General features: G+C 63.8%; 15 protein-coding genes. 4 read left to right on the forward strand and 11 right to left on the reverse strand.

All coding sequences use genetic code 11. From position 1 onward, the window contains the following. Positions 1 to 12 precede the first annotated feature (12 nt). Positions 13 to 1,470, reverse strand: coding sequence for a LysM peptidoglycan-binding domain-containing protein (locus tag ACXJ7R_RS11120; RefSeq protein ID WP_457151875.1), 1,458 nt, complete (start codon positions 1,468 to 1,470; stop codon positions 13 to 15). Positions 1,471 to 1,583: 113 nt separating this feature from the next. On the opposite strand from ACXJ7R_RS11120, the gene ACXJ7R_RS11125 reads away from it, so the two are divergent. Continuing rightward, the gene (locus ACXJ7R_RS11125) at positions 1,584 to 2,195 is read left to right on the forward strand and encodes an LOG family protein (RefSeq protein ID WP_457151876.1); all 612 of its coding nucleotides are present in this window, start codon (positions 1,584 to 1,586) and stop codon (positions 2,193 to 2,195) included. Positions 2,196 to 2,265: 70 nt separating this feature from the next. Here ACXJ7R_RS11125 and ACXJ7R_RS11130 read toward each other — a convergent pair whose 3' ends face one another. Continuing rightward, positions 2,266 to 3,171, reverse strand: coding sequence for a LysR substrate-binding domain-containing protein (locus ACXJ7R_RS11130; RefSeq protein ID WP_457151877.1), 906 nt, complete (start codon positions 3,169 to 3,171; stop codon positions 2,266 to 2,268). A gap of 112 nt (positions 3,172 to 3,283) precedes the next feature. Between ACXJ7R_RS11130 and ACXJ7R_RS11135 the strand changes: the two genes are divergently transcribed. The 3 genes from ACXJ7R_RS11135 to ACXJ7R_RS11145 all read left to right on the forward strand — a co-directional run bounded on the left by ACXJ7R_RS11135 (position 3,284) and on the right by ACXJ7R_RS11145 (position 7,188). Then, on the forward strand, positions 3,284 to 3,574 hold the full coding sequence (locus ACXJ7R_RS11135; protein ID WP_457151878.1) for a muconolactone Delta-isomerase family protein: 291 nt from the start codon (positions 3,284 to 3,286) through the stop codon (positions 3,572 to 3,574). 153 nt (positions 3,575 to 3,727) lie between these two features. Next, positions 3,728 to 6,037, forward strand: a complete 2,310-nt coding sequence (locus ACXJ7R_RS11140; protein WP_457151879.1) for a glycosyltransferase family 2 protein — start codon at positions 3,728 to 3,730, stop codon at positions 6,035 to 6,037. A gap of 152 nt (positions 6,038 to 6,189) precedes the next feature. Beyond that, positions 6,190 to 7,188, forward strand: a complete 999-nt coding sequence (locus ACXJ7R_RS11145; protein WP_457151880.1) for a transporter — start codon at positions 6,190 to 6,192, stop codon at positions 7,186 to 7,188. An 18-nt stretch (positions 7,189 to 7,206) separates the two neighbouring features. Here the strand turns inward: ACXJ7R_RS11145 and ACXJ7R_RS11150 are convergent, their stop codons facing one another. From ACXJ7R_RS11150 to cysS, 9 genes are all read right to left on the reverse strand, one after another. Further along, positions 7,207 to 7,908 (reverse strand): glutathione S-transferase family protein, encoded by a 702-nt coding sequence (locus ACXJ7R_RS11150; protein WP_457151881.1) that lies wholly within the window; start codon positions 7,906 to 7,908, stop codon positions 7,207 to 7,209. A 9-nt stretch (positions 7,909 to 7,917) separates the two neighbouring features. Next, positions 7,918 to 8,835 (reverse strand): EamA family transporter RarD, encoded by a 918-nt coding sequence (rarD, locus tag ACXJ7R_RS11155; protein ID WP_457151882.1) that lies wholly within the window; start codon positions 8,833 to 8,835, stop codon positions 7,918 to 7,920. Between the two features lie 83 nt (positions 8,836 to 8,918). Continuing rightward, positions 8,919 to 10,541: a citramalate synthase gene (gene cimA, locus ACXJ7R_RS11160; protein ID WP_457151883.1), complete on the reverse strand. Its 1,623-nt coding sequence runs from the start codon at positions 10,539 to 10,541 to the stop codon at positions 8,919 to 8,921. Next, entirely contained in the window at positions 10,538 to 11,494 is a 957-nt protein-coding gene (pip, locus tag ACXJ7R_RS11165) for a prolyl aminopeptidase (RefSeq protein WP_457151884.1), read from the reverse strand. The genes cimA and pip overlap by 4 nt, the downstream gene beginning before the upstream one ends. Then, positions 11,491 to 11,967, reverse strand: a complete 477-nt coding sequence (locus tag ACXJ7R_RS11170) for a GFA family protein (RefSeq protein ID WP_457151885.1) — start codon at positions 11,965 to 11,967, stop codon at positions 11,491 to 11,493. Before ACXJ7R_RS11170 ends, pip begins: the two co-directional genes overlap by 4 nt. Beyond that, a complete protein-coding gene (locus tag ACXJ7R_RS11175; protein WP_457151886.1) occupies positions 11,964 to 12,455 on the reverse strand; it encodes a GFA family protein in 492 nt (163 codons plus the stop codon). The genes ACXJ7R_RS11170 and ACXJ7R_RS11175 overlap by 4 nt, the downstream gene beginning before the upstream one ends. Positions 12,456 to 12,461: 6 nt before the next feature. After that, on the reverse strand, positions 12,462 to 12,848 hold the full coding sequence (locus ACXJ7R_RS11180; protein ID WP_457151887.1) for a VOC family protein: 387 nt from the start codon (positions 12,846 to 12,848) through the stop codon (positions 12,462 to 12,464). Next, positions 12,845 to 13,252, reverse strand: a complete 408-nt coding sequence (locus ACXJ7R_RS11185) for an endonuclease domain-containing protein (RefSeq protein ID WP_457151888.1) — start codon at positions 13,250 to 13,252, stop codon at positions 12,845 to 12,847. Before ACXJ7R_RS11185 ends, ACXJ7R_RS11180 begins: the two co-directional genes overlap by 4 nt. 268 nt (positions 13,253 to 13,520) lie before the next feature. After that, the gene (gene cysS / locus ACXJ7R_RS11190; protein WP_457151889.1) at positions 13,521 to 14,954 is read right to left on the reverse strand and encodes a cysteine--tRNA ligase; all 1,434 of its coding nucleotides are present in this window, start codon (positions 14,952 to 14,954) and stop codon (positions 13,521 to 13,523) included. Positions 14,955 to 15,368 lie beyond the last annotated feature (414 nt).

Below are 15,368 nucleotides of genomic sequence, written 5' to 3' on the forward strand. Positions count from 1 at the left end.
GCCGCTGGCTGACTACTTGGTCTTGGGCGGAGCCGTCGTCGCCTGCTCGCCCATCGCCTTGAGGTCGGCGGCTTCGCCTTCCTTCGACTTTTCGGGGACCTTGAACACCTGCCCCGGCCAGATGCGGTCGGGATCGCTGATCTGATCCTGGTTGGCGAGGTAGATGGTCGAGTAGCGCATGCCACGGCCGTAGACGCGCCGCGAAATCCGCCACAGCGTATCGTTGCGGCGGATGATGACGGCGCTGCCGGCATGTTCGAGCTTGGGCGCCACCGTCTCGGGCACATCGCCTGGCGGCGTTGCCGCAGCCACAACTCCCGGAGCATCGGTGGCGGGAGCGGGCGTCATGGCCGGAGCCTCGGTGGCTGGTGCAGCAGGAGCCGATGCGGATTCCGCCGGAGCGGCGCCTGCGACGGCAGGCGCCGCCGGCTTTGCTTCGGCGGGCGCCACGGCGGCGACAGAATCGCCCGGCTCGCGCTCGAACGGTACGGCGGCGCGAGCCACAACTGTCACCCCGTCGGCATCGAGGCCATCGACATGGATGGTGTAGCTGCCGACCGGAATGTCACGCGTCGCCTCGACCAGGAAATGGCCGTCTGGCGACGTCTTCGCGTCGCCGAGCAGGATGTCATTGGCATAGGCGCGCACCTTGCGGCCGGCATCGGCGAGACCGGCGACAAAGATCTTGTTGCCGTCGATCTCGACCGCTTCGACGACGATCTTGGGTTCGGCCACTGATCCGGCGGGCGGCGTAGCTGGTGCCGCCGGAGCGGGTGCTGCTGCAACCGCGGCTGGCGCAGGAGCCGCCGGGGCGGCAGCCTGGTCGCCGGCAGCCGGTGCGGCCGGCTTTGTCTCGGGCGCCGGAACGGTGAGCAGTTCGGCCGGCTTGCCTGGCTCTTCGACCATGGCCAGCACCTGGCCCGCCGCATCCTTGGGAACCGAGACGACTGCGGTTTGCGCCGAGGCGGTCACGACATCGCCGGTGGTGGCGCGCAATGCGATTGTGTAGTCGCCGGGTTTCAGCGGATCGTCGAGCACGATGACAAAGGCGCCATCGGGGCCAGCGACCGTCGAGCCGAGCACGGTGGTGCCGTTGAGGATCTCTACCTTCGAATTGGGCGCCGCATTGCCGGCAATGACGATCGAGCCATTGCTCTCGACGCGCACCACATCGAAGGACGGCACGATCGGACCGGCCGCAGCGGGCGCCGCCGCATCCGTTGAGGGCACGGCTGGAGCCGTTGCCTGAGGCGCAGCGGCGGGAGCGGCCGGCACCGCCGCTGGCGGCAGCCGCGCTTCCGTGCCGGGATCGGCTGGTTTCGGCGCCGCGGGTGGGGTCAGTGCTGCCACTTCCGCCGGTGGCGTGCGAATGAGATATGGGTCGAGTGCGCCCGATACATAGGCGGTTCCTGCGGCCGCAACGGTCCCACCCGCTGCGAACAAGAACGCCTTCAGTGGATTAATTGCCATATTTCCCTACCCCTTAGCCACCTAATGCCGGTCTAGCCTGTTTTGCCAAAGCCGACAAGAAAAAGCCCGCCCGGGCTTGACCCCGCTTTCAGACCCAATCACCAATCATCGGTATGAACACGATTCGATCCGTCTGCGTCTATTGCGGCTCGTCTCCGGGCCGCGATGAAACCTATGCCAAGGCCGGTCACCTGCTTGGGCGCTCGATTGCGCGCTCCGGCCTCAGGCTGATATACGGCGGCGGCACCAAAGGCATCATGGGCGCCGTAGCCGAGGGCGCCTTGCGTGCCGGCGGCAAGGTGACGGGCATCATTCCACGCTTCCTGATCAACAAGGAGGCGACCGAAACCGCGCTTGACCGGCTCGACGAACTCGTAATCACCGACAATATGCACGAGCGCAAACACAGGATGTTCGAAAAATCCGACGCCTTTGTGGCGCTGCCGGGCGGCATCGGCACGGTCGAGGAGATCGTCGAGGTCATGACCTGGGGGCAGCTCGGCCATCACCGCAAGCCGATCGTCTTCGCCAACGTCGGCGGATTCTGGGATCCGATGCTGGCGTTACTCGACCACATGGCCGCCGAGGGCTTCATCCACACCGCGCAGCGGGTCAAGCCGCTGGTCGTCAACGACCCCGAGGCAATCGTCGCCGCCATCATGGTGGCAGGCTCCTCCGTCGACGCCCCGACCGAGGGCATGCAGTCGGTGATCGACAAGATGTAGGGGAATAAGGGAGTAGGGCAGTAAGGCAGTATGTAGATCGCCTGAGGTGAAGCCCTACTGCCCTACTGCCCTACTGCCCTACTGCCCTACCCTCTTCTTCCGCTGCCTCCCGCAAGCCGGTGATCACGGCGCGGCGGTCGTGACGCCGCCAGGCAAGATGGATGGAAACCGTTCGCTCGAACCATGGCAGGTCGCGAAACACGATCCGTGACGGCGCGGCGGCACGCAGGCTGGCCTGCACCGTGGCCAGGCCAAGGCCGGCGCTGACCAGACCAAGCGAGGTCAACGGATCGGCCGTCTCATAAGCGATGTCGGGCAGAAAGCCGGCCTTGGCGCAAGCGGCCAGGAACTGGCCACGGTTGGTGTCGTCAGGCTGGCGCACGACGGTGATCCAGGTGCGGCCGTCGAGGTGATGCGGCCTGATGTCCGACAACCCGACAAGCGGATCATCTTCGGGAATCGCCAGCACCAGCGGTTCATGGCGCAGCGCGATCGTGGCGATGTCCGGGTCATCGTCAGCCGGCGGCGAATAGACGAAACCCAGATCGAGCGAGCGCTGCCGCAGCCCCTCCAGTTGCGCCGCCGACCGCAGGCTTCGCAACTGAAGATAAAAATCCGGCCGTTCGCGGCGAAACTGACGCAGCATCCCGGCGACAAGTCCGGCATGAACGGCGCCTTCGACATAGCCGATGGCGAGACGGCCGACGGCGCCGCTGGCCAGATTGCGGCCAAACTCCTCCAATCGCCGCGCGTTGGACAACAGCGAGCGGGCCTCGGTGAGGAAGGCGCGGCCCTCGGCGTTGAGATGGACCCGTTGCTTGGCTCTTTCAAACAGGGGAACGCCAAGCTGCTCCTCAAGCTGCATGATCTGCCGGCTGAGCGGCGATTGCGAAATATGCAGCATCTCGGCGGCGCGGCCGACATTGCCGGTTTCGGCGACCGTGACGAAATAGCGGAGTTGGCGCAGGTCGAACATTTTCTCTCCGAAGCTTTTAAGTCCTTCGCGGTCTCAACTTTATCCTATTCAGTCTTGGACAGTCTGGCTAGGCGCGGCGATAGTTGGGTCATCCCAACCAAAGGAGACCGCCATGCAGTTCTTTGCCCTTCTCAGCCGCAACACCGAAAAGTTCAGCGACGCCGATTTCGCGCCGCTGCTGCCCGGCGAGGCCGAGCAACGGCGCACGCTCTATGCCGAAGGCGCGGTGCGCCAGGTGTGGAACCGTGGCGACATCCCGGGCAGCGGCATGATGTTCGAGGCCGGCAGCGACGCCGATGTGCACCACCATCTCGCCACCTTGCCGCTGGTCAAGGCTGGCATGATGGACATCGCCGCCATTGTCCCGCTCATCCCCTATCCAGGCTTCGGCCCTAAGCGCTGACGGGCGCAATAGGGTGGCGGTCGGCAAGGCTTGCCGCCTCCTCTCCCTCCAAGACTTTCGCCGGTTACGGTGAGCAAACTCGTCCCGTAGCGATTTCCGTTTGCGGCTCGCGAGCGAGTTGGCTATCGGGGAACATCTGCAGGGGGACAAACTTTGGAGAACAGACCCGAGACGGAGACAGATCTCGCTCCCCGCGCCTCCGTCGTCATGACCGTCTACACCGACCAGCGCTTCCTCGACGCGGCGGTCGACAGCATCCTAACCCAGGAGTTCCGCGATCTTGAGCTTGTGATCGTCGATGACGCGACCGGCGAAGCCGCGGTCTTCGAGGCACTGGCACGCCGTGATCCGCGCATACGGATCGTGACCAATCCGACCAATCTTGGCCCAGCCGCCGCCGCCAACCGCGGCATCGAGGCGGCTCGCGCCGACATCATCCTGCGTCTGGATTGCGATGACATCGCCGAGCCGACGCATGTCGGGCGGCTGGTCGCGGCGCTGGACGAGGACTCCGAGCTTGGCCTCGTCGGAAACGCGGTAACGCTGATCGACGAAGCCGACCGCGTCGTCGGCGGGCAGCTAATGCCCGAAACGGATATTGCGATCCGGTGGACCATCCTGTTCCACAATCCGTTCTATCATTCATCCATGGCCTATCGCCGTAGCGGCTTCGAGGCCGTCGGGGGTTACAAGGCCGATCAGTGGATATCGCATGATCACTATCTGTGTTTTGCCCTGCTGCCCTTGTGCCGGGCGCGAAACCTTGCCGAGCCGCTGACGCGCTACCGGCTGAACACGCAAGGGCTGAGCACGAAGCACTCGAAGAACGCGCGCAACCGGACGCATCCGATCCGCGAGGCGCTCTGGGCCAAACTCGGGCTGACCTACGATCTTTATGACGACGCCTTCGCGCGCGATATGACCGAATTCATCCGTGGGCATGAGATCGCCGTCAAGCGGCGCGCCGCCGCCTACTGCAAGCTTCTTGCCGTGCTTCGCGTCTTCCTCGCCGCCGCCCGACCGTTCGAGCGAGCCGAGGATGCGGATGCCGCCAGGCAGCTGGCGCATGGCCTCGTTGCCCGCATGCTGGCCAGTCCGCCGTTGCGGATACACGAGATGCTGAGGGTCTGTTCCCTGTGTTGGCCGCTCGACCGGCGTGCCGCGACCAGAGCGGCAATGCAGCGGCTGGCGGCTGGCCTGAAGGCCCGGTTGCGCGCGACCGGGAAATGGCTCGGCGAAGCCGCGAAAATAGAGCCTTCACCGGCGCCCTCGCCGAGTGTGCCGGCCCTGCCGCGGGAGACTGGCCAGGCGCGCGACATTGCCGAAAAGAGTGTCGAATTTGTCCTGATTGCCGAGGCGGGCATTCTCGAAGCGCAAGCCCTGTTGCTGTGCGAGAGCATACGATGTTTCGCCGGTGCCTATTCGCGGTGCCCGATAACGGTCGTGTCGCCCAGGAGTAGCCGTCGCCCATCCGTGTCGACGCTGCGCAAACTTGAGCAGATGGATGTCGAATATCTGCCGATCGAGATCGAGAGTTACTACCCGCAATATGGCACGTCGTATCGCATTCACGCGMTTGCTCACGTCGAACGTCGGTCGGGGCCGCCAATCATTGTGCAGCTCGACAGCGATACGATCTTTGTCGCCGAGCCCGATTTATCGTTGGGCGCCAGTTCGGCCGCCGCGCGCCCTGTAGACGTCAAGGGAATGTGCACGACGGGTCCTGGCGACCCCTTCGACAGCTACTGGAGAAAGTTGTGCGCCCTTGTCGGCGTCGACTATGAACGTCTGCCCATCGTGCACACAACGGTCGGTGGCCAAGCGGTGCGGGCGAGCTACAATGGCGGGCTTTTTGTAGCAAAAAGGGCCTGCGGGCTTTTCCAGCGCACCGAAGACATTTTCAGACAATTGGTGGCCGCGGATATGAAGTCGTGGGCCGACGGGCCAACCTACAACACCGGAACCGGGGTTCTGCACGGAGAGGCCACCGCCTATTGGGGTACAAGCCAGGCCGCCTTCTCGCTGGCGGCAGTCGCGGGAAACCACTCCGTGCGACTTTTGCCGGATACGCACAATTTTCCTCTCAACAACCTGGCTGGGTTGCCGGCACCGGACGCGGCGCGATTGGTCCACATCCACTATCATCACCTGTTCAGCGCCGGATCGGCAGAGGCAAATCCGATATTGGACGGAACGCTGGCCCTTCCGGCAGCAATTTCCCAATGGCTCCTCGCCCGGCTGCCGCTCCAGGAACAACCGCAGCCGACGGTCACGACGCGTGACCTCGCACTCGACCACGACGCACTTGTTCGCACCAACCACGATCTCAGCCTCCAACGCGACATGCTCGTCCGCGACCGAGACGCTCTCCGCGCAGAACGCGACGCGATCCTCGCGTCACGCAGCTGGCGGCTGACCGCACCATTGCGTTGGGCTCTAGGCCCGTTCGCGCGCCGCAGATGACGGGCAACATCGAAAGCGATGCCGGTGATCGGCAGACTGTGATCGACCGTCAAGAAACCGTCACACGCAAGCGGACTCGTCCGTGCTAGACATCGCGGTCAGGCCGCCGCCACGCGGCGCCATTTCCGAAAACTGTATCTTTGGTACTGCCCATGGATGTCGCTCTTGCCCCGGAAGGCACCGACCTGTCGCCTTACCTGCCCGACGAGCACGGGCTGTTCTTCATCTATCATTTCACCGCCGATGGCCTGCGCACCAAGGACCCTGCACAGGCGTGCTGGACCTGGCGCAGCTATCAGATCACCGACCTGCATGCACGCCAGGAGATCGGCGCCGAAAAAGCTTTGCCGGGGCCGGTGCGCGACGCCTTCCTTGCCCCCAGCCATGGCTGTCACATCGACTTCGAGGATGGCTGGCTCTATGGCGATCTGCCGGACCTAAAACACGACTTTTCGGAAGCGCGCGGGCTTGTCCATTTCCGCTTTGCCTTCAACGAGACGATGCTGGTCGGCGCTCGCAAGCAGCCGCTGGAATCGGTCGATGCCGTCCGCAAGACGGTGGAGAATGGATCGCGGAAATTCCGCTCGCCGGCGGAACTGATCGAGGCGGTCACGGGCCAGTCGCTCGACGGCATGTCGGTCGAGCTCGGCAAGCTGGGCGACACGCTCGACGGCATCGAGGACCGCGTCGTGCGCAATGCATGGCACAATGAGCGACAGGCGCTGGTCGAGGCGCGCCGGCAGCTGGTGGTGATCCATCGGCAGATGGCGACGATCACCAATCTGTTCCGGCATCTCGACCATTCGCATCGCAACGAGCTGCCTGACCCGATCAACGACATGGCGGCAAGGCTCTCGCAGCGGGCGCATACGCTCTATCATGACGGCGAGCAGTTGCAGGCGCGCACAAGGCTGTTGCAGGACGAGTTGATGGCCAAGCTGACCATGCAGTCGAACCAGTTGCTCTATGTACTCTCTGTCATGACGGCGGTGTTGCTGCCGATGACCATCATCTCGGGCCTGTTCGGCATGAATGTCGGCGGGCTGCCCTTGGTCGACACGCCCATGGGTTTCTGGGTGGTGACAGCGGTCTCTGTGTTTATCGCGGCAGCCACCTATCTGTTCGTCAGGCGGCTTGGCCGGGGGCTGTAACCGCAGCCCGGCGACTGTTCATGCCGAAGCGCGAAGATCCTCGATGATGGTCCCGGCGGCACGGATTTCCGCCTCGTGGCCCGGGTCGCGCCAGGTCTCGGCAAGGCCGGCCGCATACCATTCGCGCATCGCCGGCAGATTGAGCAGCTGTGCCGCATAGGTCGCAGCCGCCCCCTCGAAGGTGAGCCCATAGGACTGCACCCGGAACGCCACCGGGGCAAAGAAGGCATCGACGGCGGTAAAATGCGCGCCAGCGAGAAACGGCCCGCCGAAACGGGCAAGGCCATCGTTCCATAGGTCGCCGAGGCGGAAGAGATCCTGCTTCAGCGCATCGGACATCGGGAACGGTTTGACGCGCACGCCGCAACTCATCGGGCACGCGCCGCGCAGTGCGGTGAAACTCGAATGCATTTCGGCGGCGGCCGACCGCGCCCAGGCGCGCGCCTTGGCCTCGACGGGCCAGACGCCATGGTGACGCTCGGCCAGATACTCGACGATGGCAAGCGAATCCCAGACCGCCCAGCCATCGTCGACCAGGCTGTTGTCTATCAAGCAAGGCACCCGGCCGCTGGGTGAGAACGGCCGGTAGAGATCCCAGCTCGATCCGGTCGGAAATGGCGTCAGCCGCTCCTCGAACGGAATATCCAGCTCGCGCATGAGCACCCATGGCCGCAGCGACCATGAGGAATAGTTCTTGTTGGCGATGTGCAGCAGGTACATCGAAACTCCTTACCGGATAGAAGCCTTGCGCGCGTTCGTCAGCATCGACCAGGAATAGATCGCCAATGCCGCCCAGATCAGGGCAAAGGCGACGGCCTGGGTGGTGCCGAAAGGTTCGCCGAAGATCAGGACCGCGATCAGGAACACCATGGTCGGCGCGATGTATTGCATGATGCCGATGGTCGAAAGGCGCAGCAGCTTGGCACCGAAGGCGAACAGCAGCAGCGGCACCGATGTGACCGGACCGCAGCCGATAAGCAACGCCGTATCGACGCCGCTACCGGACACGATGTGGTCCTGCCCGGTCGCGATCAGGTAGGCGATGTAGCCGAGAGCCGGCACGGACAGCAAAAGCACTTCGAGCAGGAAGCCCTGGCTCGGGCCGATCGGCAGCGTCTTGCGGAAGAAGCCGTAGGCGGCGAAGGAAAACGCCAGCGCCAGCGACACCCAGGGCAGCTTGCCGCCCTCGATGGTCAGCACCGTGACGGCGACTGCCGCCAGCACCACCGCCGCGATCTGCAACCGGTCGAGACGCTCGCCCAAGAGCAGCGCGCCGACGACGACGTTGACCAGTGGGTTGATGTAGTAGCCGAGCGCGGTCTCGACGGTGCGGTCGACGGCGATCGCCCAGACATAGATGCCCCAATTGACCGAAATCAGCGCCGCCGTCAGCGCGGCCATGGCGATGGTGCGGGGTGAGCGAAGTGCCGCCTTGAAATCCGCCGTGCGGCCGGCCCAGACCAGCACGGCCGCGGCGATGGGTACCGACCAGACGATACGGTGGGCAATGACTTCGGCGAGCGGCAGGTGGGCGACCGCCTTCATATAGAAGGGCAGCAATCCCCACAGCAGATAGGCGCCCAGCGCCAAAAGAAAACCGCGGCGGGCCTTTGAATCGGTGTCCAGGGCAGTTGCTTCAGGGGCCATAGGCCAACGCTATGGCCCAGCCGCCTTGCCAAGACCATCACAAAGTTCTGATGGATCAACGGACTTTCGTTGATGGTTCAACCCTACTCCGCCGCCACCAGCYCGGCCATCTCTCGGTTCTTCATCAGCTTGTAGACGATGGAGTCCATCAGTGCCTGGAACGAAGCGTCGATGATGTTTTCGGAAACGCCGACCGTCCACCAGCGCGCGCCGGTGCCGTCATGCGATTCGATCAGCACGCGGGTGATCGCCTCCGTGCCGCCATTGAGGATACGCACCTTGAAGTCGGCAAGCTCCATGTCGGCGATCTCGTTCTGAAATTTGCCCAGATCCTTGCGCAGGGCAATGTCGAGCGCGTTGACCGGGCCATGCCCCTCGGCCACCGACATCTTCTCCTCGCCGTCGACCAGCACCTTCACGATCGCCTCGGACACCGTCTTCAGCTGGCCGTTGGCGTCGAAGCGGCGCTCGACCATGCAGCGGAACGAGGTGACGTTGAAGAACTCCGGCAGGCCGTGCAGCATCTTGCGCGCTAGAAGTTCGAAGCTGGCATCGGCGCCTTCATACGCATAGCCCTCGGCCTCGCGTTCCTTGACCACGGCAATCAGCGCATCGAGCCGGTGGTCGTCCTTAGGCACATCAATCCCGCGCCGCTTCAGCTCGGCGAGGAAATTGGCCTTGCCGCCTTGGTCCGAGACCATGACGCGGCGGCGGTTGCCGACCGCTTCCGGCGGCACGTGCTCATAGGTCGCCGGCTCCTTGGCCAGTGCGGAAGCATGGATGCCGGCCTTGGTGGCGAAGGCCGAGGCACCGACATAGGGCGCCTGCGCTTCCGGCGCACGGTTCAGGAGCTCGTCGAAAGCGCGGGAAAGCCTGGAGACACCGGTCAGGGCTTCCGCCGAAATACCTGTTTCGAAGCGGGTGGAGAAGGCCGGCTTCAGCGCCAGGGTCGGCACGATCGAGATCAGGTTGGCGTTGCCGCAGCGCTCGCCGATGCCGTTGAGCGTTCCCTGGATCTGGCGCACGCCGGCCTCGACCGCGGCCAGCGAATTAGCGACCGCCTGGCCGGTGTCGTCATGGGCATGGATGCCGAGATTGCCACCGGGGATGCCTGAGCCGATGACCTGCTCGACAATGGCGCGGACTTCCGACGGCTGCGTGCCGCCATTGGTGTCGCACAGCACCACCCACCGCGCGCCGGCATCAAAGGCCGTCCTGGCACAGGCCAGGGCGTAGTCGGGATTGGCCTTGAAGCCATCGAAGAAATGCTCGCAATCGACCATCGCCTCCTTGCCGGCGGCGATGGCCGCCTCGACGGATGCCTTGATGGCGTCGAGGTTCTCCTCGTTGGTGCAGCCGAGCGCGACGCGGACGTGGTAGTCCCAGCTCTTGGCGACGAAGCAGATGGCGTCCGACTTCGATTGCACAAGGGCTGCAAGGCCAGGATCGTTGGACGCCGACACCCCTGCCCGCTTGGTCATGCCGAAGGCGACAAATTTGGCGCGCGCCGTGCGCTTCTCCTGGAAGAAGGCGGTGTCGGTCGGGTTGGCGCCGGGATAGCCGCCCTCGACATAGTCGAGGCCGAAAGCGTCGAGCAATTTTGCGATGGCGATCTTGTCCTCGACGGAAAAGTCGATGCCCGGCGTCTGCTGGCCGTCGCGCAAGGTGGTGTCGAAGAGATAGAGGCGCTCGCGGGTCATGGTCATTTGCCCGCAAACCTGTCCGTCGCCCGGATCAGCTGACCCAGGATGCCCGGCTCCGAATAGGCATGACCGGCGCCCTCGATCAGGTGAAAATCCGCCTTCGGCCAGGCCTTGTGCAGCGCCCATGCATAGCGCGCCGGGCACGGCATGTCGTAGCGGCCATGGACGATGGTGCCGGGAATATCCCTCAGTTTCCAGGCATCGCGCAGCAACTGCCCCTCTTCCAGCCAGCCGGCATGGACGAAATAATGGTTTTCGATACGGGCAAAGGCGACGGCATAGTCGTCCTGTCCAAAAGGCCCGCTGGTTTCGGGGTCAGGCAAAAGCGTGATCGTCTCGCCTTCCCACAGGCTCCAGGCCCGAGCCGCCTCGATCTGCGCCTTGCGGTCGCTGCCCACCAGCCGCTTGCGGTAAGCCGCCATCATGTCGCCGCGCTCGGCCTCCGGGATCGGCGCCAGGAACCGCTCCCATTTGTCCGGGAACATTTCCGAGACACCGAACTGGTAATACCATTCGAGCTCCGCACGCGTCAGCGTGTAGATGCCACGCACCACCAGTTCGCTGACGCGATCAGGGTGGGTCTCGGCATAGGCAAGCGCCAGGGTCGAGCCCCAGGAACCGCCGAACACCAGCCATTTGTCGAAGCCGGCCATCTCGCGCAGGCGTTCGATATCGGCGACCAGATGCCAGGTCGTGTTGGCTTCCAGGGAGGCGTTGGGCGTCGATTTTCCACAGCCGCGCTGGTCGAACAGGATGACGTCGTAAAGTTTTGGGTCGAACAGCCGCCGGTGTTTTGCCGAGATGGTGCCGCCTGGCCCGCCATGCAGGAACACCGCCGGCTTGGCGCCCCTGGTGCCGGAGCGTTCCCAATAGACCTGATGGCCGTCGCCGACATCGAGCATGCCGGACTCGAACGCCTCGATCTCGGGATAGAGGGTGCGCAGTCGACTGCTCATAGCTGCAAACCTTTGGTCGGCCAGTCCGCCGTTTCGTGGTCGGGATGCTGGAAGGAGATGATCTGCTCCTGCCGGGCATAGTAGTCGGGGTCCTGGTGGATGGGCTGGTCGAAGATCGTCTCCACCCAGGGCAGCCGCGCGGCGTAGTTGACCTGGATTTGCGGGGCGAGATCGGAGCGGTCGTCGAAGGCGCCGATGGCGATCTCCAGTCCACCGGGCTGCCGATAGGTCAGCGGCGTGCCGCAGCGGGCGCAGAAGCCACGATCGATGTTGACCGACGACTGGAAATAGCTTGGCTCCTCATGGGTCCATTCGACGCCATCCCTGGGCACCGTCACCAGCGCCCCGAAGAACGAGCCGAACTGCTTCTGGCACATGCGGCAATGGCAAATCGACGGCCGGCCGAGCGCCCCCTTGATGCGGAAGCGCACCGCGCCGCACTGGCAGCCGCCGGTTCGTATTGTCTCGGTCATGATCTTTCCTTCGGCGGCCATTGTTCGGTGTCGTGGTCCGGGTGCTGGTAGGAGACGAGATCGGCCAGATAGGGGGCCGACGACATGTCCGCCATCGTCTCCTCGCCCGGCAATTGCGGGATCGTGTCGATATAGGGCAGCTTTGCCTCGGTGCCCCACTGGATCAGCGGCACGATCTCCGCCGGATTGTCGAACGCGCCGATGGCGAGGCCAACGCCGTCCGGCGCGGTGAAGGTCAGCGGCGTGCCGCAATTGGCGCAAAAGCCACGATCGACGTGGCTGGACGAGCGGAAATATTTGGGCTCACCGCGCGTCCAGTCGAGCGTTGCGCCGCGCACCGAAACCAGCGGCGCGTAGAACGAGCCGAACGCCTTCTGGCACATGCGGCAATGGCAGATCGAAGCGTCGCCAAGCGCGCCCTCGACGCGAAAGCGCACCGCGCCGCACTGGCAGCCGCCGGTATAGATCGGTCGGTTGTCGAGGCTCATCGCGGTTCACTCCGGGGCATGGCAGACGGCTTCGACATTGTTGCCGTCGGGATCGAAGACGAAGGCGCCGTAATAGTTTGGGTGATAGTGCGGGCGCAGGCCCGGCCCGCCATTGTCCTTGCCGCCGGCGGCAAGTGCCGCGGCATGGAAGGCATCGACCTCGGCGCGGCTGCGCGCGGTGAAGGCGACGTGCTGGTGGTCTCTCGGCTTGTCCTTGCCGGAACTCAGCCAGAACACCGGCCGGTCGCGGCCATAGCCGCCGACCTTGGCGCCGCCGGTGTATTCCAGCGGCACCATATACAGCAGCGAGGCACCCAGCGGCGCCATCGCCTTGTCGTAGAAAGCCTTCGAAGCATCGAAATCGGCAACGGTGATACCGAGATGGTCGATCATGGTACGGACTCCCTTGCTGGTTCGCTCGTCAGAACTTCGGCGCCGGCCAGGCCGGCTTCGATCACGATGTGCTGGCAGACATTGTCGATATCGCGACTGACGTCGTCGTTCCAGAAGCGCAGGATGGTCCAGCCGCTGCCCTTCAAAAAGGTGCTGCGTTCTGCATCGCGCTCGACATGCTCAGCATCCGCATGCTGGCTGCCATCAACCTCAACAATCAGCTTTTTGTCCGAGCAGGCAAAATCAACGATGTAGGGTCCGATCGGCACCTGCCGTCGAAAGCTCAATCCCATCAGCCTGTGTGCGCGAATCTCATTCCAGAGGTTCAGCTCGGCATCGGTCATCACACGACGCATGGATTTTGCGTTCTTGCGCTGGCGTGGCGGGACGAGGTCGTGACCCATCAGGCGCCCTCGTTTTGAAGGTTGGCGAAATCATGGATGATGGCCAATCTCCCCCCTTGCGGGGGAGATGTCCGGCAGGACAGAGGGGGGTGCTGTCCCTCCGGCCCATCAGCCAATTGTGGCGATGCCGTGAGTTGTTTGTCGATGGGAATGGATTGAGTGGTTGGCGATCCTTCCCACCCCCCTCTGTCCTGCCGGACATCTCCCCCGCAAGGGGGGAGATCGGCTGTCACAGGCGCTTTCGCCAACTTGGTATCCAGCGCCACCCTCACCGCTTCACCTCCCACGTTGTCACGCGCTCTCCGGTGACGGGGTCCTTGCCGTCCTTCAATTGTACGCCTTGTGCCAGCAGTTCGTCGCGGATGCGGTCGGCGTCGGCCCAGTTCTTCGCCGCGATGAGCGCGAGGCGATTGGCGATCGCCTCGGCAACACCACCTTCATCAATGTCGGCCGAGGCGACATCGAAGCCGAGGAACAGCAGCGACGCCTTCAGCGACGCCGCCGCTTCGTTGCCGTCCACGGCCTCGCCGGCCAACTGCGTCAGGACCTGGAAGGCGGCGTAGGTGGCGAGATCGTCCGACAACGCATCGATGACCTCCACCGGCAACTGCCCCGCGGCCGGCGCAAGATCCGCCGCCCGTTTCCATTTGCGCAGCATGTTTTCGGCCTCCTCGAGCTTGCGCACGGAAAAGTCGATCGGTTCGCGATAATGCGTCATCAGCATTGCCAGCCGCAGCACCTCGCCCGGCCATTTGCGACCGCCAAAAGTCTCRGTCTCCAGCAACTCGTTGATCGAATAGAAATTGCCGAGGCTCTTCGACATCTTCTGGCCTTCGACCTGCAGGAAGCCGTTGTGCATCCAGATATTGGCCATGACGTCGGTGCCATGGGCGCAACGCGACTGGGCGATCTCGTTCTCATGGTGCGGGAAGATCAGGTCAAGGCCGCCGCCATGGATGTCGAAGACCTCGCCGAGATAGGCGGCCGACATCGCCGAGCATTCGATGTGCCAGCCCGGCCGTCCCCTGCCCCATGGGCTGTTCCAGCCCGGCTCCTCCGGTGACGACAGCTTCCACAGCACGAAATCTTGCGGGCTTTTCTTGTGCGCGTCGACGGCGATCCGAGCGCCGGCCTGCTGCTCGTCGAGATTGCGCTTCGACAATTGTCCATAGTCCGGCATCGAGGCGGTGTCGAACAGCACTTCACCCGCCGCGACATAGGCATGGCCGCGTCCGATCAGGCTTTGAATCAAGGTGATCATGTCGGCCTTGCCATCAGCGCGGGGCTCGACGAATTCGGTGGCGCGCGGCTCGACCGTCGGCTCCAGGCAGCCGAGAACAGCCACATCCCTGTGGAACTGGTCGGCGGTCTTTTCGGTGACCCGCCGGATTGCCTTGTTGAGCGAGAGCGCGCCGGAAGCGATCTCGCCGCCGAAGTCCCGCAAGGCGCGCGCGTTGATCTTGTCATCGACGTCGGTGATGTTGCGCACATAGGTGACGTGCGCCTCGCCATAGAGATGGCGCAGCAAGCGGAACAGCACGTCGAAGACGATCACCGGCCTGGCATTGCCGATGTGGGCGAAGTCGTAGACCGTCGGGCCGCAGACATACATGCGCACATTGCGCGGATCGATCGGGACGAAATCCTCTTTCGTCCGCGTCAGCGTGTTGTAGAGGCGCAGGCCATGCGATGCGTCAGACATTCGTGCCTTCCCGGTTCGTTATGTTTTGACTGAAGCCGGGCGCCCGCCGAGACGCAAAACAGACTCCAGCCTGCTGGCCGGGGCGTTTGTCCAATCTGGGGAAGATGAGGCGAAAACGTCCGGACCAGCGCGAGGCTAGCCAATAATGCAAATGCCACAAATGGCGAAAGACGTTTTCATGGGCGGCTTTATCRCCTTGGCAGGTGTTGCCGTCAAGTCGCTACTTTCGACAAAAACGTCGTTGGATCACAGGTAAAGGCGCGCCGAAACATTTTATTAAACATGTCGGCACAGTGATGAAACATTCGTCGACTAGTTCAGCAGGCGTCACGATTTGGTCAGAATCGGCCATCAAACGGCAGACACGAAAATGTTACCTGGGAAGAGAGACATGCCCCGAACCAAGCAGGAATC

This window comes from Mesorhizobium sp. P5_C1, from assembly GCF_054049815.1.